Annotated in this window: 19 protein-coding genes and 1 other annotated feature; of the genes, 4 read left to right on the top strand and 15 right to left on the bottom strand. The window is 34.6% G+C overall.

From position 1 onward, the window contains the following. Nucleotides 1–9 precede the first annotated feature (9 nt). The 13 genes from I5435_RS05830 to proS form a co-directional block, all read right to left on the bottom strand. A complete protein-coding gene (locus tag I5435_RS05830; protein WP_337983386.1) occupies nucleotides 10–1,860 on the bottom strand; it encodes a beta-ketoacyl reductase in 1,851 nt (616 codons plus the stop codon). Next, entirely contained in the window at nucleotides 1,841–7,471 is a 5,631-nt protein-coding gene (locus I5435_RS05825) for a beta-ketoacyl synthase N-terminal-like domain-containing protein (RefSeq protein ID WP_337983385.1), read from the bottom strand. The genes I5435_RS05830 and I5435_RS05825 overlap by 20 nt, the downstream gene beginning before the upstream one ends. 72 nt (nucleotides 7,472–7,543) lie before the next feature. Continuing rightward, on the bottom strand, nucleotides 7,544–8,518 hold the full coding sequence (locus I5435_RS05820; RefSeq protein ID WP_258841945.1) for an electron transfer flavoprotein subunit alpha/FixB family protein: 975 nt from the start codon (nucleotides 8,516–8,518) through the stop codon (nucleotides 7,544–7,546). A 23-nt stretch (nucleotides 8,519–8,541) separates the two neighbouring features. Further along, the gene (locus I5435_RS05815; protein ID WP_337983384.1) at nucleotides 8,542–9,312 is read right to left on the bottom strand and encodes an electron transfer flavoprotein subunit beta/FixA family protein; all 771 of its coding nucleotides are present in this window, start codon (nucleotides 9,310–9,312) and stop codon (nucleotides 8,542–8,544) included. A gap of 12 nt (nucleotides 9,313–9,324) precedes the next feature. Then, nucleotides 9,325–10,464: an acyl-CoA dehydrogenase family protein gene (locus tag I5435_RS05810; RefSeq protein ID WP_108029583.1), complete on the bottom strand. Its 1,140-nt coding sequence runs from the start codon at nucleotides 10,462–10,464 to the stop codon at nucleotides 9,325–9,327. Beyond that, nucleotides 10,412–11,503, bottom strand: coding sequence for an HAD-IIIC family phosphatase (locus I5435_RS05805; protein ID WP_024361552.1), 1,092 nt, complete (start codon nucleotides 11,501–11,503; stop codon nucleotides 10,412–10,414). Before I5435_RS05805 ends, I5435_RS05810 begins: the two co-directional genes overlap by 53 nt. Further along, a complete protein-coding gene (locus I5435_RS05800; protein ID WP_025218865.1) occupies nucleotides 11,500–11,748 on the bottom strand; it encodes an acyl carrier protein in 249 nt (82 codons plus the stop codon). The genes I5435_RS05805 and I5435_RS05800 overlap by 4 nt, the downstream gene beginning before the upstream one ends. A gap of 16 nt (nucleotides 11,749–11,764) precedes the next feature. Next, on the bottom strand, nucleotides 11,765–12,598 hold the full coding sequence (locus I5435_RS05795) for a 3-hydroxyacyl-CoA dehydrogenase family protein (RefSeq protein WP_337983383.1): 834 nt from the start codon (nucleotides 12,596–12,598) through the stop codon (nucleotides 11,765–11,767). A gap of 344 nt (nucleotides 12,599–12,942) precedes the next feature. After that, nucleotides 12,943–13,572 (bottom strand): response regulator, encoded by a 630-nt coding sequence (locus I5435_RS05790; RefSeq protein WP_337983849.1) that lies wholly within the window; start codon nucleotides 13,570–13,572, stop codon nucleotides 12,943–12,945. Then, nucleotides 13,559–15,805: a sensor histidine kinase gene (locus I5435_RS05785; RefSeq protein ID WP_337983382.1), complete on the bottom strand. Its 2,247-nt coding sequence runs from the start codon at nucleotides 15,803–15,805 to the stop codon at nucleotides 13,559–13,561. Before I5435_RS05785 ends, I5435_RS05790 begins: the two co-directional genes overlap by 14 nt. A gap of 4 nt (nucleotides 15,806–15,809) precedes the next feature. Beyond that, nucleotides 15,810–15,986, bottom strand: coding sequence for a competence pheromone ComX (locus tag I5435_RS05780; RefSeq protein WP_105928920.1), 177 nt, complete (start codon nucleotides 15,984–15,986; stop codon nucleotides 15,810–15,812). Between the two features lie 12 nt (nucleotides 15,987–15,998). Further along, nucleotides 15,999–16,868: a class 1 isoprenoid biosynthesis enzyme gene (locus I5435_RS05775; protein WP_337983381.1), complete on the bottom strand. Its 870-nt coding sequence runs from the start codon at nucleotides 16,866–16,868 to the stop codon at nucleotides 15,999–16,001. Between the two features lie 932 nt (nucleotides 16,869–17,800). Next, on the bottom strand, nucleotides 17,801–19,237 hold the full coding sequence (gene proS, locus I5435_RS05770; RefSeq protein WP_337983380.1) for a proline--tRNA ligase: 1,437 nt from the start codon (nucleotides 19,235–19,237) through the stop codon (nucleotides 17,801–17,803). Between the two features lie 203 nt (nucleotides 19,238–19,440). Then, nucleotides 19,441–19,656, bottom strand: a binding site (T-box leader). Nucleotides 19,657–19,884: 228 nt separating this feature from the next. Between proS and I5435_RS05765 the strand changes: the two genes are divergently transcribed. Beyond that, nucleotides 19,885–20,241: a YbgA family protein gene (locus tag I5435_RS05765; RefSeq protein WP_107894719.1), complete on the top strand. Its 357-nt coding sequence runs from the start codon at nucleotides 19,885–19,887 to the stop codon at nucleotides 20,239–20,241. Nucleotides 20,242–20,313: 72 nt separating this feature from the next. Further along, complete coding sequence (locus tag I5435_RS05760; protein WP_024361560.1) at nucleotides 20,314–20,661, top strand: BRCT domain-containing protein; 348 nt, start codon at nucleotides 20,314–20,316, stop codon at nucleotides 20,659–20,661. Between the two features lie 143 nt (nucleotides 20,662–20,804). On the opposite strand, the gene I5435_RS05755 is transcribed toward I5435_RS05760, so the two are convergent. Together I5435_RS05755 and I5435_RS05750 are read right to left on the bottom strand one after the other, a co-directional pair. Beyond that, nucleotides 20,805–21,416: a peptidylprolyl isomerase gene (locus I5435_RS05755; RefSeq protein WP_036204821.1), complete on the bottom strand. Its 612-nt coding sequence runs from the start codon at nucleotides 21,414–21,416 to the stop codon at nucleotides 20,805–20,807. A gap of 109 nt (nucleotides 21,417–21,525) precedes the next feature. Then, nucleotides 21,526–22,359, bottom strand: coding sequence for a metallophosphoesterase (locus tag I5435_RS05750; protein WP_024361562.1), 834 nt, complete (start codon nucleotides 22,357–22,359; stop codon nucleotides 21,526–21,528). Nucleotides 22,360–22,652: 293 nt separating this feature from the next. On the opposite strand from I5435_RS05750, the gene I5435_RS05745 reads away from it, so the two are divergent. Together I5435_RS05745 and I5435_RS05740 are read left to right on the top strand one after the other, a co-directional pair. After that, nucleotides 22,653–23,462 (top strand): hypothetical protein, encoded by an 810-nt coding sequence (locus I5435_RS05745; protein WP_105928921.1) that lies wholly within the window; start codon nucleotides 22,653–22,655, stop codon nucleotides 23,460–23,462. Next, nucleotides 23,452–23,841 carry a hypothetical protein gene (locus I5435_RS05740; RefSeq protein ID WP_227665417.1) on the top strand — a complete coding sequence of 130 codons (390 nt, stop codon included), beginning with the start codon at nucleotides 23,452–23,454 and terminating at the stop codon, nucleotides 23,839–23,841. Before I5435_RS05745 ends, I5435_RS05740 begins: the two co-directional genes overlap by 11 nt. Nucleotides 23,842–23,908 lie beyond the last annotated feature (67 nt).

The following is a 23,908-nucleotide window of genomic DNA, read 5'->3' as shown; positions in this document are numbered from 1 at the left end:
CACCTCTGACTATATCGTTAACTTATCAATTTCAGATAATAAGTCATCTATGTTTTCGGATTGTTCTTCTAATTCACCCATATTTTCATTTTCAAGAATTAGAACTTCACTTAATAAATAATCAGAAAGTTTTACGATGGTTGGATAATTGAAAAATACAGAGACATTGACATCGATACCTAGCAATTTATTAATCGCTGTTCGCATAGAGAATATCATTAAAGAATCTGCACCTTGTTCTTGGAATGCTTTATCTATGGATAGTACTTGGTTATGATCAAAGCCCATAATTTTCCCGCAAATACTTTGCAGTTTTTCAATTAGGAGTTCATTTTGGCCTTCACCTGATAAACTCATAAGCGTTTCCAAGAAATTGTCCTTTTCATCTTGAACTATATCCACATGTAGGTCCTTTTCAGACACTAATTTGGATAGGAATTCTGTCTTGCCTGCTGCAGTTTCCAAAGATTTTACTAGGGTATTCCATTCTATATCGGCAATTACCAGATTCTCATATGGTTGATCCATAAAATCATTAATAATGCTTTGTCCCTGGCCTTTTGAAAAAGTTTTCATACCCATTCTTGCCATCGTACTCGATATCGCATCATTATCTGCTGCCATCCCACTTTCATTCCATGGTCCCCAGCAGAAAGTATAACCAGGAAGCTTGTTCATGTTCATATATGTTGCAAATGAATTCATAAAATGATTGGCAGCAGCATAGTTGCCTTGTCCCATATTTCCAATAACACTCGTGATAGAGGAAAGCATCATGAAGAAATCCAATGTTTCCTTGTCAATTGCATTGAAAACATTAAGCGTTCCAACAACTTTTGGATTCATAACCTTTTCAAAATCCTCCCAATTGAGGTCAATCAACATCTTATCGTTTAACACACCTGCTGCATGAACGACGCCTCTAATAGGAGGCATCGTAAATTGAATGTCATCCAGCGCTTTTATCAGACTTTCATCATTACATACATCCGCATGGACAATCTTTACTTGCACTGCTTTGTCTATCAATTTTTGAATCGCTACTTTGGCATGTTCACTTGGTTCACGTCTGCTTATTAAAATAAGGTTTTTAGCACCTGCATTTACAAGTTGTTCAGCATAAGCAAGACCCAATGCTCCTGTTCCACCTGTAATTAAATAAGAAGCTTCTTCTTTTAATACAATTTTCTTATTTTTTTCTAACCCTTTTTTCAAATAATCCGCATGAGCAATTAATCTTCCTACATAACGTTCGTTTTCTCTGAAGCAAACTTCCTGTACACTATCCCCTAATACTTCATGGATAAAATCACTATTTTCATAGAAAGTTATTTCATCCGTATCAATGATGCCACCAAAAATTTCAGGATATTCTATACTCATTACTTTTGCTAATCCCCAGACCATTGATCCTGATAAATTTAGTTTTTTCTCATGACGAAGCTTTTGCACATCTTTGGTCACGATTTTAATTTTGCTACCTTGTGTGTAACCCTCTTCATTCATAACTTGAACCAAATAGTGTAATGCTTTAATTGCTCTATAATTCACCTTATTATTCGCTAGATTCGGAACACTATCCTTAGTAGTACAATAAATAATATTTAAGTTTTTCTTCCCGCTGTCTTTGCATACATCTGCAAGAAGCTTCGACCACTCTTCTTTATTGTCCTGATTGATCGTATAATCATGGGTATTTTTCTTTAGGAATTCATCTCCATGTAGTACACATATTGTGTTTAAATGGTGTTTCTCCATATTTTCTTTTAAACTTGCTGCCGCAATTGCCTCATCTGCAATCAGAAGGTACTGTTTATTGACTGGCAACTCCTCTAATTTTCTAATGGCATCTGTTTGCACTACTCATTTCTTGTAATAAACTTTCGCTTTCTGTAATTTTAGCCATGAGGTTATCTATTTTCATTAATACTTCGCCTTTTTCGTTATATACAATAACGTCCGCATACGTAATATCATTTTTTACAGTTGATTTTGAATAACACCATAACTGATCGGATTCTCGATAGTTAAACGTCAATTTCTCTAAATAGTATGGAATAACTGTTTTATTGCCATCTTCATTAACATTTGTACGTTCTTTTAATTTTTCTAAAACTAAGGCAATACCTGTTTGGAATATGGAGTCAATTGTTCCTGGGTAGAGTACATAATCTTTAAAGTATGGAATGGTTTTTAAAGGCTCTACCACACAGACACATTCATCTTCTCCGTAGCTAATACGCTTAATCCGTTGGAAACCTTCTCCTAATTCAAAACCAGATTTACTCATAAAATAGTAGATACTATTTTCAATATTTTCTTCATAGGACAGGCGTTTATAATCATCCATATTTGCTGTCATTTCTGAAAACTCATATTCATCTTGCATACATACATTGCCTTTAGCATGCATTAGCCATTTATCATATTTAGAGTTAAAATCTCTACTGACAATATTAAATTTGTAATCATTGTCTTCTTTTTCTAAACAAATTTGCACCTGTTTTTCTTCATCATCTGTTGCAGCTAATGGTACCCTGAAATCTACTTTACTTAACACGCAACTTTTAGCATTTCCAATTTCTTTCACAGCCGAAAGTATCATGGCCATATGGGCTGCTGCTGGAGAAATAGCTGTTTTGAAAATTACATGTTCTCTCATAAAGTAAGGTTCCAATGCAGTAAATTTCCTTTGGAATACTACAGCGTCACTCATTGATGGAAGATCAATTCTTTGGCCTAGAATATTATGATAATCTTCAGCATTGATACTCTCTGATGCTCTATCGTATTTCAAATCCATCCAATATTTGTTCTTCTCATATGGATAGTTAGGAAGTTTTACTTTGTTCCAATTCGTTTTACCAGCGAACGTAATATTGCTCCAATCCACATCTACACCCGTTACATAAAGCAATGCAATTTCATTTGCCAGTTGTACTTTATCTTCCTTCTTCATGTTTAAAGTAGATGCAATGACTCTTTCATCTTCAAAAATTAATTTACAAAGTGCTGCCAACACTCTATTACTTCCTACTTCTAGCAATAAATAGTTTTCTTTTTTATCAATGCTTGTAACCGCTCCAAAGAAGTCAACTTTTTCTCTAATATGACTAGTCCAATAGTCGCCATCAAGAATTTGACCTTCTTCTAATTCTTTGGCGTAGAGCGACGAAACAAATTTTACCTTAGATTCTTTATAATCCAATTCTTTTGCTATTAAATGGAAGTCGTCTAATATTGGCTCCATTAGCATAGAGTGAAAAGCATGAGATACCTTTAATTCTTGTACACGCATGCCTTCCATCTTTGCCTTCTCAACCACTTTTTCTATATCTTCCGCCATTCCAGAAATTACACAAGTTTCTTCAGCATTGTGTGCCGCAATACATACCGTCTCTTGGAATCCAGTAAGAAGTTTTTGTACTTTCGCTTTATCTGCAAAAACAGTTGCCATCTTACCTTTTCCAGGTGCAGCATCCATCAGTCTTCCTCTTATTGAAACTAGTTTAATAGCATCTTCCAGTGTCATAATCCCTGCTACAACTGCTGCTGGATATTCACCAATGCTATGTCCCATCACTACCTCTGGTTTAACACCATAGCTCTCCCACAGTTTGTATAAAGCATATTCCACCGCAAAGATTAATGGTTGCGCATAAACCGTTTTTTCAATCACTTGTTCCTCTGCATTTTCCCCATATATTAAATCGGCAATGGATTTTAATAAATACGGTTTAAACAATCGATCACAAGTGTCAAATGCCTGTTTAAAGACAGCATTAGAATCATAGAGTAGTTTCCCCATATTGAGATACTGTGAGCCTTGTCCAGTAAACATAAAGACAACTTTTCTATCTTTTTGCATCAACTGGTGCTTATCTATATTTTCAAAGACCCCTTCTGCATACCCATCTTTTAGATAGCTTTCTAGTCTCTCAGCAATCATTTTTCTGTTACTGCCACATACAGCAAATCGGTATTCTAAATCCGCTCTTCCTAGATTGGCTGTATAAATAATATCTTCTAATTCATTGTCCAAACTATTTGCTATCAAATTATAGTACTGTTCAATTAGTTCATTTAATGATTTCTTGCTTTTTGCTGAAATTTTAAGTATATAATCTATGCCATCTTGGATGTTTGTTTCGTTTTTACCGAAATCCTCATTTTTGTATTCTTCGATAATCGTATGGGCATTTGACCCACCAAATCCAAAGCCATTAATAGCTGCAGCTCTTAAGCCATCCTCTTTTTTCCACGATGCATGTTCGCTTATCACTTCTACATTTGCACCTTCCCAGTCAATAAACGGATTCGGTGTATGGAAGTGAAGATTTGCAGGAATCATATTATGCTTCATGGATAATAAAACTTTAATTATTGATGCTACCCCTGCAGCAGCCTCCAAATGACCAATATTAGATTTTACAGAACCTATCTTTAATAGATTATTTTTACTTCTGTTCTTTCCGTAAGTTGCACCAACTGCATGAACTTCGATTGGATCTCCAAGTTTTGTGCCTGTTCCATGCATTTCTACAAAATCAACATCATGAGGATCCATACTGGCATGCATCAAAGTTTTTTCAATCAATTTTTCTTGCGCTTCCCCATTTGGTGCAGTTAGGCCGTTACTCTTACCATCCTGATTAATTCCAGTTCCTCTGATAATACCTAGAATTTCATCTTGATCTTTAATAGCGTCAGATAATTTTTTCAGTATAAGGACGCCACCGCCTTCTCCACGCCCATAACCATTTGCCGCTTCATCAAATGCTTTACTATGACCATCTACTGATGTCGCTTGCAGTTTCGAAAAACCGATATTAGTCGTTGGAGATTCCATTAAGTTAACGCCAGCTACAATTTGCATATCGGCTTCTCCGGCCTGCATTGCGGTACAGGCTAAATGCAACGCCGAAAGCGTGGACGAGCATGCGGTATCAACTGTAATACATGGTCCTTCAAATCCAAACGTATAAGATACCCTTCCACATGCAGTACTCATACAGCTTCCTGTCAGAGCATATGCACCAATAGTTGATAATTCTCCTGAATATAATTGCGCTAGATTGTATTCATTATTAGACATGCCTACATATACGCCGGTGTTCGATCCGTTGTATTTAGTGATATCCATATTTGCATTTTCAAAAGCTTCCCATGTGAGCTCTAATAGCATTCTTTGTTGGGGATCAAGGGCAGCTGCTTCTTTTGGAGATATATTGAAAAATCCTGCATCAAATTCATCAATATTGATATTTAAAAAACCACCCTTTTTGCAATACATTTTTCCCGGAACGGTTTTATCTTCATCATAATACTTTTCAATTTCCCATCTATTTTCAGGAACATCACATACGCCATCTACTCCATTTACAAGCAAATTCCAGTACTCATCAATACTATTAGCACCACCTGGAAAGCGACAACTCATTCCAACGATTGCTATTTTATCTTGCATATGCTGCTCTTCGTTCATGTTCCCTAGACTCCTTTGCTTCTCTTCTAAATTAACAAGTGAATAAATATGTTCAGACAAATCATATATAGTGAAATACTTAAAAATATCAGCAACAAGAATATTTACGTTAAATTCTTTATTTAAATTTTCAATAAACGATGGGATATTAATAGATACAATGCCATATTCAGAAAAAGGAATGTCATGCGCTAATACTTTTACATCGAAACGACTCTCAATATATGTCACAATTTTCTTCGCAATAGAATTTCGAGAGTATCTCGTTTTTTCAGTATTAACCATTTGGCTTTTCTTACTATAATTCAAGTTATTTAGTATTGTTTCATATGTGCCAGCATTATATTTTTCAGTTAACCCACGTCGAAATGCTTTGCCACTGTTTGTTTTAGGAATATCTTCAACGGGTACTACCTCACTAATAGTCAGTCCCATTTTTTCAAAAACCATTGAAATAATGTCGTTTTTAAAGTCCTTAAATTCTTCTATATCCTTGTTATTTTCAAAGTCCATTTGTGTTTTTATAAAAACAATCACTTTCTCATTGTCATTTTCCTGCTTTGTTCCATTGCATACTGCACACTGTTGGTGCTTTGTATTATGCAAATGTTTATTTATTAGTTCTTCAATCTGTGCGCACGAGACTTTTTTCCCGTTGGCTACAACAAGTTCTTTTTCTCTTCCAATAATGATAAGATTGTTATCTTGAATAAATCCTATATCCCCTGTACATAACCATTTCTCTTCAAAAAATACTTTATCGGTCGCTTCTGAATCTTGATAATAACCTGCTGTAATACAAGGACCACTTGCACAAATTTGTCCTAAACGCCCTTCTGGGAGCTCTTGGAAGTTATCATCGCGGATACTAAGTTGTACAGTTTCCAAAGGCGTACCCATTTCAAGAAATACATTATCTGCTGTTTCGCCATCCGCTAATTCCCTACACTGCACTTTGTCACCAATCACAAGCTTATCGTTTGTAATTTCGAATGTTCTAGCATGCTTTCCTAATCTATTTGCGGTTAACATAATTGTCGCTTCAGTCAATCCATATAGCGGATAAACCTTATCTATAGAAAACCCATAAGCATTTACTTCGTTACAGAATTCTTTGTATAATGCTTGACTAACCGACTCCCCACCTAAAAACATGCTATCTACACAGGACAAATCCCATTTAAAGTTTTTCTCCGAATTCATATAAACATTATTAAAATGCTTCAATGCGAATGGCAGTGAACCAATTCTAGTTGCGCGATATTCATTAATGGTTTCCGCCCAAATTAACGGCTGATTCATGTACAATTTAGTAGAAAGCAGGCATTGATCTGCGCCCGCCATTAATGGTACAAGGTGGAATATGACTAAACCATAACAATGTGTTAATGGTGTCCATGATAAAAACTTATCATTTTCATCTATTGCATAATGTTTAACAAAGCCATATACGTTAGCAGCCACATTGGATTTGCTAATCATTACCCCTTTTGGCGTGCCCGTTGTTCCAGAAGAATATAAAATATATAGGATATCTTCTGGTGAAGTTTGATACTCTACATTCAGATTATTCGGACACTTTAAAATCTCAGTATAGAAGTCCTGAAGGCATAGCACTTTCCCTTTGTCCTTATCCTGTTCACTATCACTGACGATAATTGGATGAACCGACTTTTCCAATACATGTGTTAAAAGACTATCGACATTACTATTTTTACTTGCATCAATCGGAACAGCGATATAGCCTCCTATTGCACACGCCCAAAATGAATATAAAAAGAGCTCTAGATTTTCACACCGAATAATGACTTCTGCATTTCTGCTAACACCTTGCTTTTTAAATATTTCAGAAACATAAAAACTTCTATTCCATAGTTCTCTGTATGAAATAAATTTTTTATCCTCTTTTGAAAGGACAATTGTAATTCCTTTATCTGTTTTACTAAGTTTTTTTAGTGCTCCTAATATATCATCTGTTTTTTTCATTCCATTCCCTCCCCTATCAAACCTTCTAAAAGCTTTTTATGTCTTATAAAACGCTAAGTACATCTCTTGTACCTATCCTTCAGCCATTTTTTCTAATTCAGCCAGTACTGCCTCCACATCATCTACGATAGCGTAATCCGCATATTCGAATATGGGTGCATTTTTATCTTTATTGATGGCAACGATTATTTCAGCATTTTTAACGCCAATCATATGTTGGCTAGCGCCCGATACACCGAATCCTACATAAATAGGTGAAGCCAGCATTTTCCCAGACTGACCAATCATTCTCTCTTTTTCAATATATCCCGCTTCAACGACTGCTCGGGTTCCAACTATTCCAACATGTAGTTTATTTGCAATTTGGCAAATTTTTTCAAAAGTATCTTGATTTTTAACTCCTCTACCAATACAAAAAACTTTATTTAAATTGTTCATCTCTTTCTTTTCGAACTTTTCTATTCGCTCTAGAACACCCCATGAATTGGACAACTTCTCCATATCATCATCGTATGTAACTTCCTCTATCATTCCACTACATTGCCCAGCCTTCATTTGTTTTGCAAAGATGTCTTTTTTCACAGTTGCGATGATAAATTCGCCATTAGAACAATTGTTTTTGGCAATTGTCACACTATTAAAGGCAGTTCTCAAAAAAGACAGTTCGTTATTTTCATCAAATTGAATATCAGTACAACCTGCTATAAGCCCGACCTCAAATCTGGCAGATAATATCGATGCCGTTATTTTTCCATTGCTAGATTCCGGAACCAATATGACTTTTGGGATGCGTGTCTTTATCATATTTGAGATTATATTTGTAAAATATGTCATATCAAATGGCTCGTTTTGTCTACAGATCACTATATTGTCTGCTCCATATTGAAAGAACTTATCAAGTTGCTCACTATCCTTATGTCCAACACATAATACTGTTACCTTATAGTTGCATTGATTACTGAGACTACTAGCTTTTGTGATGACCTGTAATATATTTTCATCGTCGTATTCTTGAAAATCACATATGATAACAATTTCTTTTTCCATTCAACGTTCATCCTTCATGCAGGTTATCGTTTACTATTGTGTGCCTTATCTGTTACTAAGTTATAGATTAAAGCCGCTTTTTCTTGTGCCGTTTCTTCTATATATAGCTTTTTCTGTTTTGCTTCTTTTTGAACATGCCATTCTTTCACCTTTACACTAGCAAAACCACACTTTTCTACATCAACAGCTAAATCAGTAGCATTCCATACAAGAATCTCTTTTTTTCTTGCTTTTTTTAATGCTAGTAAATTGATTAAAGGCTGCGTAACTACATAATCGTAAAAAGAAATAACAGCGGGTGGTTTCAATCTCCCAATAATTGTTTCAGTGTCTTTTATTTGTTTTAGCTGAATTGCTGAAGCCTCATTCCCTAAAATCTCAGCTATATCAGTTAAACAATAATAGTTAAGACGTTCTCCTATGCCATATACTGCTTGTCCAACTTCTCCATCACTACTTCGTCTTCCACATGCTACAAAATCCACATCTTCTATTTTTTTGATTGCCTGTACTAAAATGTATGAAGTAGCGACTGTATCCGAACCTTCGAATAGCTCATCATTTAATAGAATGGCTTTATCTGCTCCTAAAGCAATAGCCTTTTGAAGCAATCCTTTTGTACTGTGATTACCCATACAAAGACAGATAATTGTGCAATCAATCGATTTTTTTAATTCTATAAATTGTTGTAATGCATATAAGTCATATGGATTTATAATAAAGTCCTCTGTTCGTAATTCATTTGGAAACATCTCTTCAGCTTTGATTGGTTTTAAACATACTACAACTTTCATGAGCACTCCTTATCACATATATCTTGCATTGGCCATATTATAAATTGTATTTTTTTGCATTTCATTTGTGCCTGAATAAATACTGCTTGCCAGGGCATCCCTTAGCTCTCGTTCCATTTCATACTCTTTTGTATATCCATATGCACCAAAAATTTGCATTGCATCTCTACACGTTTTTATGTAATTTTCACTTACAAAAAGTTTAAAAATAGAAGTTTCAAGGTAAGCAGATTTTTTTTGATCTTTTAACCATGCGATTTTATATAACATTAATTTCGCCATTTCTATATTTACTTCCATTTCGGCAATTTTATGAGATACTGCCTGATTTGAACCTATTGGCTTTCCAAACTGTTTTCTTCCATTTGCCTGTTTGATGCATTGTTCCATAATTCGTTGCATCACACCAATATGTGGCGCAAATTCAAAACATCTTTCCCATTCTAGCGCGCCTGTGAGAATATTATTACCATAGTTAAATTTCCCTAATATATTATTCTTTGGCACTTTTACATTATCTAAAATAAGTTCACTCGTCGGACATGCATTCAAGCCCATCTTTTCGATATCATTCCCTGTCGTTACGCCTTCAAAATTGCGCTCAACGACAAAAGCAGTGATTTTCTTATCTGGAACTTCCTCCGTAACAGCGAAAACAATAAAAATATCAGCGATAGGACCATTGGAAATAAACATCTTTGTACCATTAAGTACAAAACAATCATCTTCTTCCTTTACATTTGCAACCATCGCAAATGCATCAGATCCTGCTTCAGGCTCTGTAATAGCAATTGCCCCAATTTGTTTCCCTTCAACCATCTGTGGTAAATACTTTTCTTTCAATTCATCTGAACCATATAAATTGATTAAATTTTGACATACCCATATATGATTATTAATCACAAAAATAAATCCATTATTTTTACATGCATATCCAAGACTTTCAAAGACCATTGCCGCAGTCTCGTAGCTTTCCCCAAGACCTCCGTATTTTTCATCTACAGTTATCCCTAATAATCCAAATTCACTAACCTTTTTCCACATATCCATGGAGAATTCTTCGTAAAATTCACGTTCATTAAGATTTTCTCTCGCGAAATCAATGATTTCCTGACTGTATTGTTTCTGCTCTTTCTTTACTGAAAAATCCATCAACGTTCTCCCCTTCATAAACAAACGTTACATAGTCTGGTATAATTCGCTCGTATGACATATCTGCTTCAAATATTACGACATCACCGTCTTTACCTAACTCTTTAAAGCCGTTAAATTTGTATGTAATGTACATAATTCTATTTTTATCTGTTGGAATAAATTGTGCTCGTAAAGTTTTATTATTTTTTATCGATTCATTAATAAGAAAATTCATGAAAATATTACCAATACCTTTGGACATTACTCTGCATGACATAAGAAGTAGCTTCAAATCCCAAACGTCAGCCTTCTTTTCTACAAGCGCCAAGCCTATTTTTCCGTAAGTACCATATTTATCATCAAGCTGTGCAACATACACTTCATAATCATCTGCTTCAAGAAAGTTCTTTAATTCATCATAAGAATAAATGTAACCTGTGGAATTTAACTGGTGTGTTCTGACTGTAAGCTCTTCAGCTCTCTGAAGATCGTCTTCCTTAGCTTTGTCAATTTTGAAAGTCATATTAAGCGTGGATAAAAATTCTTCTTTCGTACCACTATACGCTAGCTCTTCTTTATTTCTTTGAATATCACTGTGGTACATTTTCCTTCTATTTTTCGAATCATTTGTTATAAATTTTGGCATCATTCTTTCCATATCTAGGATTTTGTCAATATCATTTGCGTCGATACATAAAATTTCTGGATAACTGAATAACACTTCTTCTCGTTCAAATTCTTGGTCATCTACAAAACTCAAAGTATCTATACCAATATTGATGTCTTTTGCAATTTGAGCAACAGCTTCTGACTTACTGTTCCAGCTAATTTGAGGATAAATAAAATAGTCCCACAAACCAAATTCTTCAAGTTTTTCTTTGGCCATATCATAGTTGTTTTTACTGCTTATTGATTGCAAAATTCCTCTTCTATCTAGTTCCTTTATTACTTCAACTACATTTTCTTTTAAAGTTAAATTGTCATTCTCTATTAAAATTCCATCCCATAATGTATGATCTAGATCCCAGACAACACATTTTATTTTCTCCCCACTCATACTGTTTCCTCCATTGCTAACTTCTTTTCAACTAAGGCAACAATTGAATTGATATCTTTAAAATTGTCCAAATCTAATTCCATATTATCGATGGAAATATCAAATTCAGTTTCAATAAAATTAACTAGATTCATTGCAAATAAAGAATTAACTAATCCTTTTTCAAAAATATTGTCTGTGTCATTGATCTCCGTAATTTTTATAAACTTTGATAAAAACCCTTTAATTTTCTCTTTTGTATTCATTATTATCACCTTTCTTTTAGTAAGAATAAAAACCTTTTCCGCTTTTTCTTCCAGTTGAACCTGCATATACCATTTGTTTTAAAAGGGGACAGGCTCTAAATTTTGGATCTTCATAATGGGTATATAATACTTTTAATGAATCTAATACCGTATCAACACCGATTAAATCAGCTGTTTCCAGCGGACCCATTTTATGACCAAAAGCATTTTTAAAAATGTTGTCAATTTGCTCTGCAGTTGCCACTCCCTCATACACTAGGGCTGCAGCCTCATTCATAAATAAATGAGATAATCGATTAGATACAAATCCCGCGCTGTCCTTAATTACTTCAATTTCCATTCCTGCTTTATTTAATAACTCACGAACATGCCGAACGGTCTCTTCAGATGTTTTCCATCCCTGTATAACTTCAGCAAAATTTTTCATAGGAACTGGATTCATAAAATGTACACCTATCACTTTTTCAGCTCTATCGGTATATGAACCAATAAGCGTAATCGGAATGCATGAAGTATTCACCATGTAAATACATTTTTGTTTACAAACCTTCTCTAAATTTCTATAAACGATTTCTTTCGTTTTAATATTTTCATCTACATTTTCAATAATAAAATCCATATCTGCAAAATCTTCATAACCTGATGTAATGTCGATATTGGCAACAATTTTTTCAGCATCTATCGTTTTATTAAACATACCTGCTATTTTTAAATTCTTTTTTATCTCTTCCCGTGCAGTTTCAAGAACATTTGAAGAAATATCATATAAAACAACATTATGACCATATTGTGCAAACCTTTGGGCTACACCTTTCCCCATTACACCGGCTCCAATTACACCAATTTTCATGTTAACCTCCAATAGCTTTGAACTTTTTTATTATAGTTTGTAGTAAAATTTATTAATGTCGATATACTAAACTACCCCAGTAACATCACTTGTCTCTCGTTATTTAAATTCTACCAATACATTTACCGTACTTTATAGGGCGGGTTTCCGATTAAAATAATGCGGAAAACCACACTTGACATAAAAAATAAATATTTACACTAGTTGATAGCAAAGTAAAAAAAAAAACGACAAAACACTTTACCAGTGTTTTGTCGTTATTAGATGTGTATTAATATTACAAAAAATTGTTGCTTTATTAGCAAAAAACGCATAATTTATGAACTTCAGTCGAATCTTTATACCTAATTAAAATGATATTTATCAGTTTCTAAAGTAGTTAATTCATTCCATTTAACGGCTGCCTCTGCTCGTGATTCAACACCAAGCTTAGAAAAAATTGTGGTTAATACTTTCTCTATTGTCCGTTGGCTTAAATGAATTTCCAGTGCAATAGCCTTATTCGTATAGCCATCTCTGACAAAATCTAAAATTTGTCGTTCTCGCTCTGTCAAGTTTATAGATTCTTTAGCTCCAACATTATGTACACACAGCTTTTTAAGAAGCGAAAGTGAAATAATAACTTTCCCTTCAAGTGCATATTGAATTGTATCAATCAATTGTTTTCTACTTTCCGTTTTACTAATAAATCCTGATATCCCCTTGTTTAATAATTCGGGTAAATATTTCTCGATATTATAACCTGTATAAATAATCGTGATTGCTTCAGGATGAATTTTGAGTAACTTTTGAATAAATTGCAGTCCATCCATCCCTGCTAAATTAAAATCAATTAAGTAAATATCATAAAATGATTCGGATAAGTGCTGTAATGCAATACAGGGTTCTGTAAACACCACTGCTTGACAGTCTAGTTCAGCTTGCAATATGGCCCGTGTGCCTTCACCAATAGCAATATGATCATCCAATACCATTATTTTCAAAATCCTCACCTATTTTCATAGATAGTTTAATGTTTGTCCCTTGCGGCTGATTTGAGCTTATTAAAAATGTCCCCTGATAATACTTGATACGCTCCTTCATCCCCATTAGTCCTATACTTTTCATACAGTCTTGTTGAATATTTTCATCAATATCAATACCAATTCCATCATCCCAATAGTCAATAAAAACTTTTTGTGCTTTGGATGTTAATGAAATATGGACAGACTGTGCTTGTGAATGTTTATTTGCATTGGAGAGCAACTCTTGAATAATACGATAAATTGTAGTGGATTGCTGCAATGATAAACCTTCAATCCTTTGAATATCCACTTTAATCAAGAAGTTAAAACGAATTTTACATTTCTGTATTAACTCCTCTAACGAGCGGTGGAGACCAAGCCTATCGATTAAAGGCGGATATAAATTTTCACAAATTTCTCTTGTATTATCCACAATATCCAGTACTTCTTCACGCAAATGCATAAAAGCCTCTTTGTCATCTTTTTCTTTTGTTGCAGCTTCTTCCATATTACGACTCATATGAATCAAATCTTGTAAAATCGTATCATGTATCTCTGTAGATAACCGTAAACGTTCTTTCTCTGAAGACAAAATCCATAGCCTATTATACCATCGTGGTGCATGCAATTTGTCTAACTTCGTCAGTTGTGCCATAAGTTCATCCAACTTAAGTGAATTATCGATAATGCTTTGAACATAATACAAAAAGAGTTCAAGCATTTTTAAAGATTCGGACGGTATTTTACGAAATTTTGTGTCTGTGATTGCCAACAACTTAGAGTCTACTGTTTCATAGAGTACCAATATGTATTTCGTGTCATGTTTATAAATTAAATTAGGACAAATAGCACGACATTTATGTTCTTCTATATAACCAAGAGATTGTGTTAACTGGTCTTCTATAATCTCAATATCATTCAGCATTAACATTAGATTAAGCTCTTGTTTAATATATTCCATAAGTTTGTCGAAGTTAGTAGCATAATGTGCTGATGATTTAATGAAGCGATAAAAATTGGAAAAATTGTAGTTCTTTAAAGTACTTAAATAGCGAGCATTCCGTACTTCCATACTTTCCTTGTATGACAACAGTAAGATGGAGGAAATAAACGTAATCAAAAAATAAAGACTGTATATGTAAAACGAGCGTACTTCCTCAAGAGATAGTAAAATAAATGAAAGTACCAGACTAAAAGGAATCGCCAATTGTAAATGTGAAAACATGCGATCAAGCGCATATTGTAAGTTAACAAAATTCCCCGCCATTTCTAAGTAAATCAGACAAATAGGGACCACTAACAAAAATAACGCCGTCACATCTGCAGGTAGAAATGGATGCACATTAAAAATTGTTGGAATGCCATAACATAATGCGAACGGTCCGATTCCTAAAAAAAAGATGCAGAATAATGGCTTGGCATAGTATTTAGTATTGCTTTTAGCTGCGACAATAATATTAATCGCTAGTAAGCAGGATAAAATTAAATAGACTGATAGTTCAAATATAATTTGTACTTTAAGAAGATCTTCAATAAAAATACGCGCTATATTTATCACTACAATCATTATACCAATAACAAAAAAAGCATTACGCAACTTTTTTTGAAAAGCATCACTCATTGTTCTTAAAAAATAATTACAGTAGAAAATACAATTCACAATGCTAAGGAAAATCGCTAATGAATTAATAACAATACTAATGAAATCTCCTCGTCCTGCTGCACCTGCACTTATATACGCTAATGCTGTAAACTGTAAATGAAAAATCAAATACTGTTTGTTTTTAGTAAGTATTTGTTTAAATAAAAAAAGACAAAAAGCAGTTGTGATTAAGGTATATAATAACGGCATTATTAATTGCTTTATTAATTGTGCGTTTATATTCTTATTTGAGACGATTAACTTTTCCACTTTTCCTTCATGCCAAATTGTTATGCTATGCGCTTGTGTAATTAGAAAAGGGGATGAAGTATTGGCTGTCAGCTTCATCCCATCTAATTCTAAAACTTTCGTATAGGGCACTATATTTTGAGATGCTGCCCAACTTTCCTCTTCAATCTGTTGAATATACCAACTTTGATCTTGTGATTGAGCCAGTGTAATCCCAATTATAGGCCCGCTAACGACAACGGATAAACAATACAATTGTATGAAAAAAGTGAGAAAAAGCGAAATTAAGATTTTAGCTTTTCCTTGTTCCATCTGTTTACGGACGCCAATACATTAAATATGAATCCTTTAATGTTTTCTTTTCACCGTGTTCAAAGGATTCTAAAATTAAACTTTGCTCTAACTCATTTACATTTAAAAGTGAAACTCTTTTTTCTTTTAAAAGATCTAAAATATTGCGATTTTTATGAATATATTGAACGATTTCTAACATATCCTTCACCTCTTAAATATATTTTTTAAATAATGATACATCATGAGTTGGATAAATTTCTTTTAGTAATTCAAGTGCAAGATTACGGTATTTAGACTGTAATAGATGCATGTATATAGATAATCCTGAAGCTTCGATTTGCTGTGGCGTAATGCAAATATTCATTGTTGAATCGCCGTGCTGACTATAATACAAGCGTAATTCATCAAATGCTGAATCTTCATATTGTAATAGATACAATATTGGCAGTGTTCTTTTTTTGTCTTGTAAATCTCTTTGTAAGTTTAATAAGTCGCCATAATCATTATTTAACTGAGCAACCATTGCAATATAGTGTGCACTCATTTCAAGCTTTGCCGTATACTTTCCAGTTGCTAATACTTCTCCGAGCAATGAAGAAAGTGCTATTAACGAGCCGGATTTCTTTTTAACAACAGCTTCATACATCTCTTCAGATGTAATCTCGTTTAGTAGGTCATGATGCTGACCATCAACTGCTTGAAGTAAGTAATGGCAAAATAAACGGGTAACCTCACTTTTATAAGGTATTTCCACCTTTTGTAGCTCCAACATAACGATACTAACGAAAGCTGTCGAAGCATTAAGCAATACATTCCCCTCTATCCCCCATTTTGATTCATCACCGTCTTCGATATCATCAACAATATCTGTAAAAAGAATCCAAAGTTCTAAAAGATTAAAAACTTCTTGGATAGATTTTGTTAATATACCGCCATTCAATTGAAAATGTAATTTACTTAAATCACTAAAATCACCACCTTCATGTTGATCTAACAAGTAGGTTAAACAACGGCTAAACTCATCCGATAGTTGATAATTACTGACAATTCGCCTTAATGATTGTTTTATTTCTTCCATCATTCACCTTACCAATTATTTATTTTAATTGCGATTTGGCTTTGAGCTACTTCTAACAATCAAAATGAATAGTTAACAATGCAGATATTCTTGGTGTTTGACTTCGGGTATTTCAAGTAAATATTACTTCCACCTTCAAATAACAAAGAAGTTGTGCTTCCTAGAATGAACAAAAGGCAGCGCACATATTGCTAAGAATTCATTACATTAAACATACTTAATTTTGACTGTTATGTATCACCACTTTCAAACGGCATCAGAGGCATAAATAATAAAGGTGATTTCGCTCTTTTGCATGAATGGAAAAGCCCATCTATTTACAATCTGTTGAAGAGCTAATCAATTAAATTTGTCATCTACGACTCATGATAGTTATCCTTTTTTCCAATCATTAACTATTATACCTAAAATACTAAAATTGTAAATATATTCATAAATATTAATACCTATTAACAATATAATGCATTAATTTACATAATTCCGCAACTATAGTTTCATAAATTTTATTAGTACAAATATAGCAAGAAAGAATTTAAGTAACTCACTATAAATGCTGTATTTCACAAAGGATACGCTCTATTGCAGGTAAAAATAAATTAAAGGAATGTTACACAGTGTAAAGAAGTTTTCAATAGGTGACTGCATTTATTGTTTCTATATGAGGGACAGCCTCAAAATCAGCTATAAACATCAAGACGAGAAAGGCAATATCGCCGGATTTTTTTAGTTTTGGGAAGAAGCTATTCTGGAGACTATAAATACAAGAATTAAAATATTAGTAGAAGATACATTTCAAAGAGGAGGAAATCATAAGGAAATACTATAAATCTAAGCACAATTCAGTTAGAAGGGCATCAAGAGTGGATTCCACTTCTTGATGCCTTTTGTCCATACTCTGAGCATGTTACCATGCTTTCTACCATACAAAGTAAGATTTAGTAAGCGCGGGCAAACCAAACTGTATGTTGTGCTTCTTTCCCACAATGAATGCAAGTATGCTTTGTAACTGGTGGGTTAAATGGTATATTACGAGTTGTAAATTTTGTTTCTTCTTTTACCTTTTCTTCACACGCATCATCTCCACACCAACCCGCTAAAATCCAACCTGGGATTGTTTCATTTTGTTCAGATTTAGCTAAATGCTGTTTTAACTGTTCCATTGAATCGATATGGGTATGCGAGTTGTTTGCACGGAAAGCTTTTGCTTTTTCAAATAGTCGCGTTTGCATCGTTTCAAGTTCTGTTTCTATGCTTTCAACAATTGTGTCTAAAGAAACAGTTACTTTTTCTTCTTCATCACGGGCTTTCATTAAGCTTTGCTGATTTTCTAAATCACGTGGCCCCAATTCAATACGCACAGGTACACCTTTTAGCTCCCATTCATTAAACTTATAACCAGGTGATTGGTCTGAATCATCAAGACGCACACGAATGCCCTTTGCTTTTAACGTTGCAAAAATTTCATCTAATTTCTCGATAATCTTAGTGTTCTTTTTCCACGGACCAACTGGGATTAACACAACTTGCGTTGGAGCGATTCTTGGCGGTAAAACAAGACCTTGTTCATCACCATGCACCATAATAACAGAACCGATTAAACGGGTAGACGTACCCCATGATGTTGTATGCACATGGACATGTTTATTTTCTTTATTTAAATATTTGATATCAAAAGCTTCGGCAAATTTCGTACCTAAATAATGAGATGTCCCTGCTTGTACGGCCTTGCCATCCTTCATCATCGCTTCAATCGAAAATGTATCAACTGCTCCGGCAAAACGTTCTGATGGCGTTTTTTGCCCATCATAGACAGGAATGGCTAACAGTCCTTCGACAACTTCTTTATAAATAGCTAACATTTGCATTGTTTCTTTGCGTGCATCTTCTTCATCGACATGCGCCGTATGACCTTCTTGCCATAAAAATTCTGAAGTACGGATAAACGGTAGCGTTTTCTTTTCCCAACGGAATACATTGGCCCATTGATTGATTAAAACAGGAAGGTCTCGATAACTTTTAATCCAATTAGAATACAAATGTCCAATCATTGTTTCCGAAGTTGGGCGCAGCGCTAAACGCTCTTCTAATTGTTCACCTGCCGCTTCGGTCACCCAAGGAAGCTCTGGTGAAAATCCTTCAATATGATCCTTTTCCTTTTGGAAAAAAGATTCTGGAATGAGCATTGGGAAGTAGGCATTGCGGTGCCCTGTTTCCTTAAAACGCTTATCCATCTCCGCTTGAATATGCTCCCACAGTTCATAGCCGTCTGGTTTAAAGGCAATACAACCACGAACCGGCGTATAATCCATTAAATCCGCCTTTTGTATCGTTTCCACATACCATTTTGAAAAATCATTTGTTTTTTGAGACATCTTCTTTTCCTCCTATTTTGAAAAATCTATTTTGCTTCGGCAAAATTGCATCTGATTTTTTTCGAGCCTGCTCAAATAGCTCCTTTTAAAATCTGTGATACCCACAGGGGCATTTAACTTAATTTGGCATGCATCCATATATTTCGTCTTCATCGCCTAGCTAATGCTAAATCAAGTTCATAAAAAAAGCATAAAGCATCCTAATAAAGGACGTCTTTACGCTAGTTGACGTGGTACCACCTTAGTTCGGCATAATATGCATATTACGCCCTCTAAACGTTTGTAACGAAACGACTCGGTTAGTTGTTAACTGACATCTCCGTGGTAGGGTTCAATAAGAAGGGGTGCTATAGCTCTCAGCCTAGGCTATATTTTCTGTTTCACAATTCTTATTTACTTAGTCACATCATCGATTGTATATGTATACATTAATATACCAATTTGCTAAATGTAATTCAATCATTACGATAGGTAATTGAATGATAAAATATAGTTAGTAATACTACGCTAGCTCTTGTATCATCCTACCCAAGTTCTCCTATTTTTAATAAATGCTTTACTAAAATAAATACCAACATTAAAACATTTTGATGTTTTCATTAAATCAAGTAGAATGAGTTTGAAACACTTATATGAAAGGTGATTATATGCAACGTCAACTAACAGAAAAATTATGGCGTGAAGAAAAATATCGCGTCATGTTCCATAGCCAAAAGCATTACAATCAACTCCGTCTGGCAATGCGCGACATGATGAGCCATGAGCAAATTAAACAATTAATCGAAGTTGCATTACAACAAACGCCAACTGAAGGCAGCATGCGCAATGCCTGTCAGCATATGTGGGGGTATTTCCGTAAAGTAGCCTCAATAGAAGAAAAACGAACATACGAGCAATTGCTTCTTACTTATCAAATACCAGCGCTTCTTTGTTTTTTACAACAATTAGCCATTCAATATAACGTTACTTATTTACGTGAAAGTACTATTTTACAAATACAGTAGAAGTAGTTATTGCCTTTATGCAAGTCTACAAATCAACACCCCTCTTACTATCAAGCTCTTAGGAGAATCTATATGAACACCAATAAGGACAACAATGACGTTATCTTTCTTACTAATCCAACAGAACGTATAATGCATCCATTTTATAATAAACAAATCGTCTTTACAGGGGCTCTTTCCACGATGACACGCGCAGAAGCTGCAAAAAAAGCACGAGCTTGTGGCGGTTTAATGCAAGGGGCAGTCACTAAGGACACCGCTTTTGTTATTCTCGGTCATAACCGACGAGGCAAAAGCACGAAACATTTAAAAGCAGAGCAACTCATCCAACTTGGACACGACATTCAAATTATTGCTGAAGATGATTTTATTTGGCTTATTTCCATGCAAAAAGAGTATATACCATCTTCTTTACAATAACTGCTACTTTGAACTAGCGAACTGCCACAAGCTTGACTATGAACAACGTATAGACGGAACAAATGTAATCTCCTACATAAAAACACGTTGACCAGCTGCGCATCACCGCATCCAATCAACGTGTATTTTAATGTGATTATTTACTATTTTTGCACTACTGGTGCAGGATAGTCAAAGCCCTTTGTATCCACTTCGACTTTTTTCATGATTTGATCTTCTAATGGCTTATCTGTGGCATCACGTTCCACAGCAACGATTTCATCTACCGTTTCCATTCCTTCAATCACTTTGCCAAATGCAGCATATTGTTTATCAAGATGTGACGCTTCTTCTGTCATAATAAAAAATTGAGAGCCCGCAGAATTTAGGTCGTCGTTTGTCCGTGCCATTGAAATGACACCGCGTTCATGTTTTAAATTATTTTCAAAGCCATTCTCAGTAAACTCACCTTTAATCGAATAATCGGGACCACCTGATCCATTTCCTGAAGGATCGCCCCCTTGAATCATAAAGCCAGGAATTACACGATGAAAAATAAGTCCATCATAAAATCCTTTGTTTACTAAGGAAATAAAGTTTGCCACTGTATTCGGCGCTACTTTAGGTTCTAGTTCAACCACAATTTTTTTATCATCGTTCATTGTAATCGTCACAATTGGATTTTCTTTCACAGCCGATGCATAATCTACTTTTTCTTCCGCTGTCTTCTCCTCTTTTGACGTCCCACAACCCGTCACAATAAAAACTACTGCCATTAGGCTAAAAACAACATACAATACTCTAGATTGTGCCAATAGTCTTTCCACTCCCTATATCAGTTTATTAAAGTATATAACTATGAGATTATTCATCACAACTTTAAACTTACAAATGAATAGTAAAAACAGCGATTTCAGGCGGAACCATAAAACGAGCAGCGATTCTAGACGTGCCAATACCCGTATTGACATAAAGCTGCATGCCATTGTCTTTATTAATCGTATAAAATCCATCATCATATTTTTCAGCCAACGACGTCTTTATAGTTTTCATAAAGGGAATCCTTATTTGCCCTCCATGACTATGTCCAGCTAACAGCAAATTAACAGAAGTATCTTGTAAAAGCTCTGCCATATCTGGCTCATGCATCAGTACAATTTCATAATCATACGTATCATCCATTTGCGATAGCAATAGGTCTATATCCGGCTTTCCAAGTAAACCATCATCCATTCCTCCGATAAATAGCTTTTTATCATTCGTAACGGGAACCGTAACGCCACTATTATTCAATAATGTAAACCCAGCATTCGTTAATAAATCTTCATATATTTTAAAAGCTCCGCCACCATAATCGCGATTTCCCCATACAGCAAATTTTCCAACCGTCGCGTTAAGTTGCGATAAACTATCAGTGACTTCTTGTTTTTTTGGAAACGTAGAAAAATTTTCGAATAAATCCCCTGTAAACACAATCATATCAGGCGAAATTTGATTAATCTTTTCGACTAAACGATTTAATTGATTGACGGTATATGTTTCACTAACTTGAATATCTGATATTTGAACTATTTTAACTGATGCGCCTTTGTCTTCATTTAAATGATACGAATGAACGACGAGCATCTTTGGTTCAATTTTAAAAGCGTATCCTACAAGTAAACCTATTAATACTACGACTAATAAAACGATTTTTACAACTCTTTTAAAGTTCTTCATTCGACTGCGAATGCCCCTTTCAAACTGATAGGTGCGTATTAAGCTCTTTTCACAACTGAAAAGGTACTAAAAAAGAACGTGCACCCAACCGATGCTCGCTCTTTGTTTATGTTGATTTAACTAAATCAGACCTTATGGTAAAACGAATATACGAGTCTACTACCACCACTCCATACTGTAAATCATTTTTATCGAAGATGCCATACATTATTACCGAAAAATTGCTAAAGCTATAGGGTTTTAAAGTATCACTTATGTATAATAGAGGAAAGTCATATTAAGGACGTGGTACAATGCGAATCGAAAGAGTCAGTATTCCTAAATCGGCACAGCCTATAATTAGTACATCTAGTAAAGGCGACCAATCAAAATGGCGTATTGGTGACAAATGGGTAAAACAAAATGCTCGTGGCTATGAGGGTCATGCAGAAGTATTGGCGACTCTTGTACTTAGCTGCTCCTGTTTGCCTATCAACCGCTACGTTCAATACTTTCCTTGTGAAATTGAATTACCTGATGGTGAAATGACTAAAGGATGTTATTCATATGATTTTCGTGGAGATTTACAAGAAGTTACACTCGAACGGTTATTTGAGGCAAATTTCACCTCAACTGATGCTATTACTACGGACAAGACACTATCAACAGCAGAGAAATTTCAGCAACTATCTGCACAAATTGAAAGCTTTACAGGGCGTAACGTACGAAAAGAATTGGCACAATTATTTGCTTTTGATGCACTCATTTTAAATGAAGACCGTCATACAAATAACATCCTTTTTTTGTATGACCCTAAGCATAAATCATGGTCACTCGCCCCTATTTTTGACAATGGGCTAAGCCTATTATCTGATGAAAAAGATTATGCACAAGGTAAACCGATTTCCATTTTAAAACGAAAAGTAAAAGCAAAGCCACTTAATTCATCGTTTGCAAAGCAACTTTCACTTTATGACGGCCCACCGTTTATTAATAAAAAGCTTTTAATGGCACGCCTGGAAGATAATCCTTTAGATTTTGGCCGTGCAAAAACCGTTTTACTATCACAACTGAACGACCCTATATTTCAAAAGTTATGGATAGAAGGTGATAATGATGATTGATTTTATGAAATTTGATGTCATGTGGATGGACGAGGTGATTGCTTCCGTAGATTTAAAGCCAGCTAATGGTGGTACACCTTATGTTGTTAATTATATTGAAGATTTCAATAAGCAGTTTTCACCAAACATGGAAGGGCATATTACCCTCGAAGAATTAGAACGTTGGTTGAAATGGCGGACTTTCCCCCCTACTCGTATGAATGCACAGGAACTTCTTGAAAGTCTAGGTTTACAAGCCTATAATCGCTGGGGCATTGTCCGTAAAACACATGGCGTTATGGCAGATGACGAGATTTGGTTACGCTTTAAAGGTGAAACATTGACACATCGAGATGTCTGTTTACGTAAAGATTTATACTACCCTGATTTGGAAACATAATGGAGAATAGCTATTAATTAAGTATTTGACCAAACTTTGCAATCGCTTTCGAGCAGCCATTTATGCT

The organism is Lysinibacillus sp. C5.1 (genome assembly GCF_016350185.1).
Classification (GTDB): Bacteria; Bacillota; Bacilli; order Bacillales_A; family Planococcaceae; genus Lysinibacillus; species Lysinibacillus sphaericus.
This window is presented reverse-complemented; position numbering and strand designations above follow the sequence as displayed.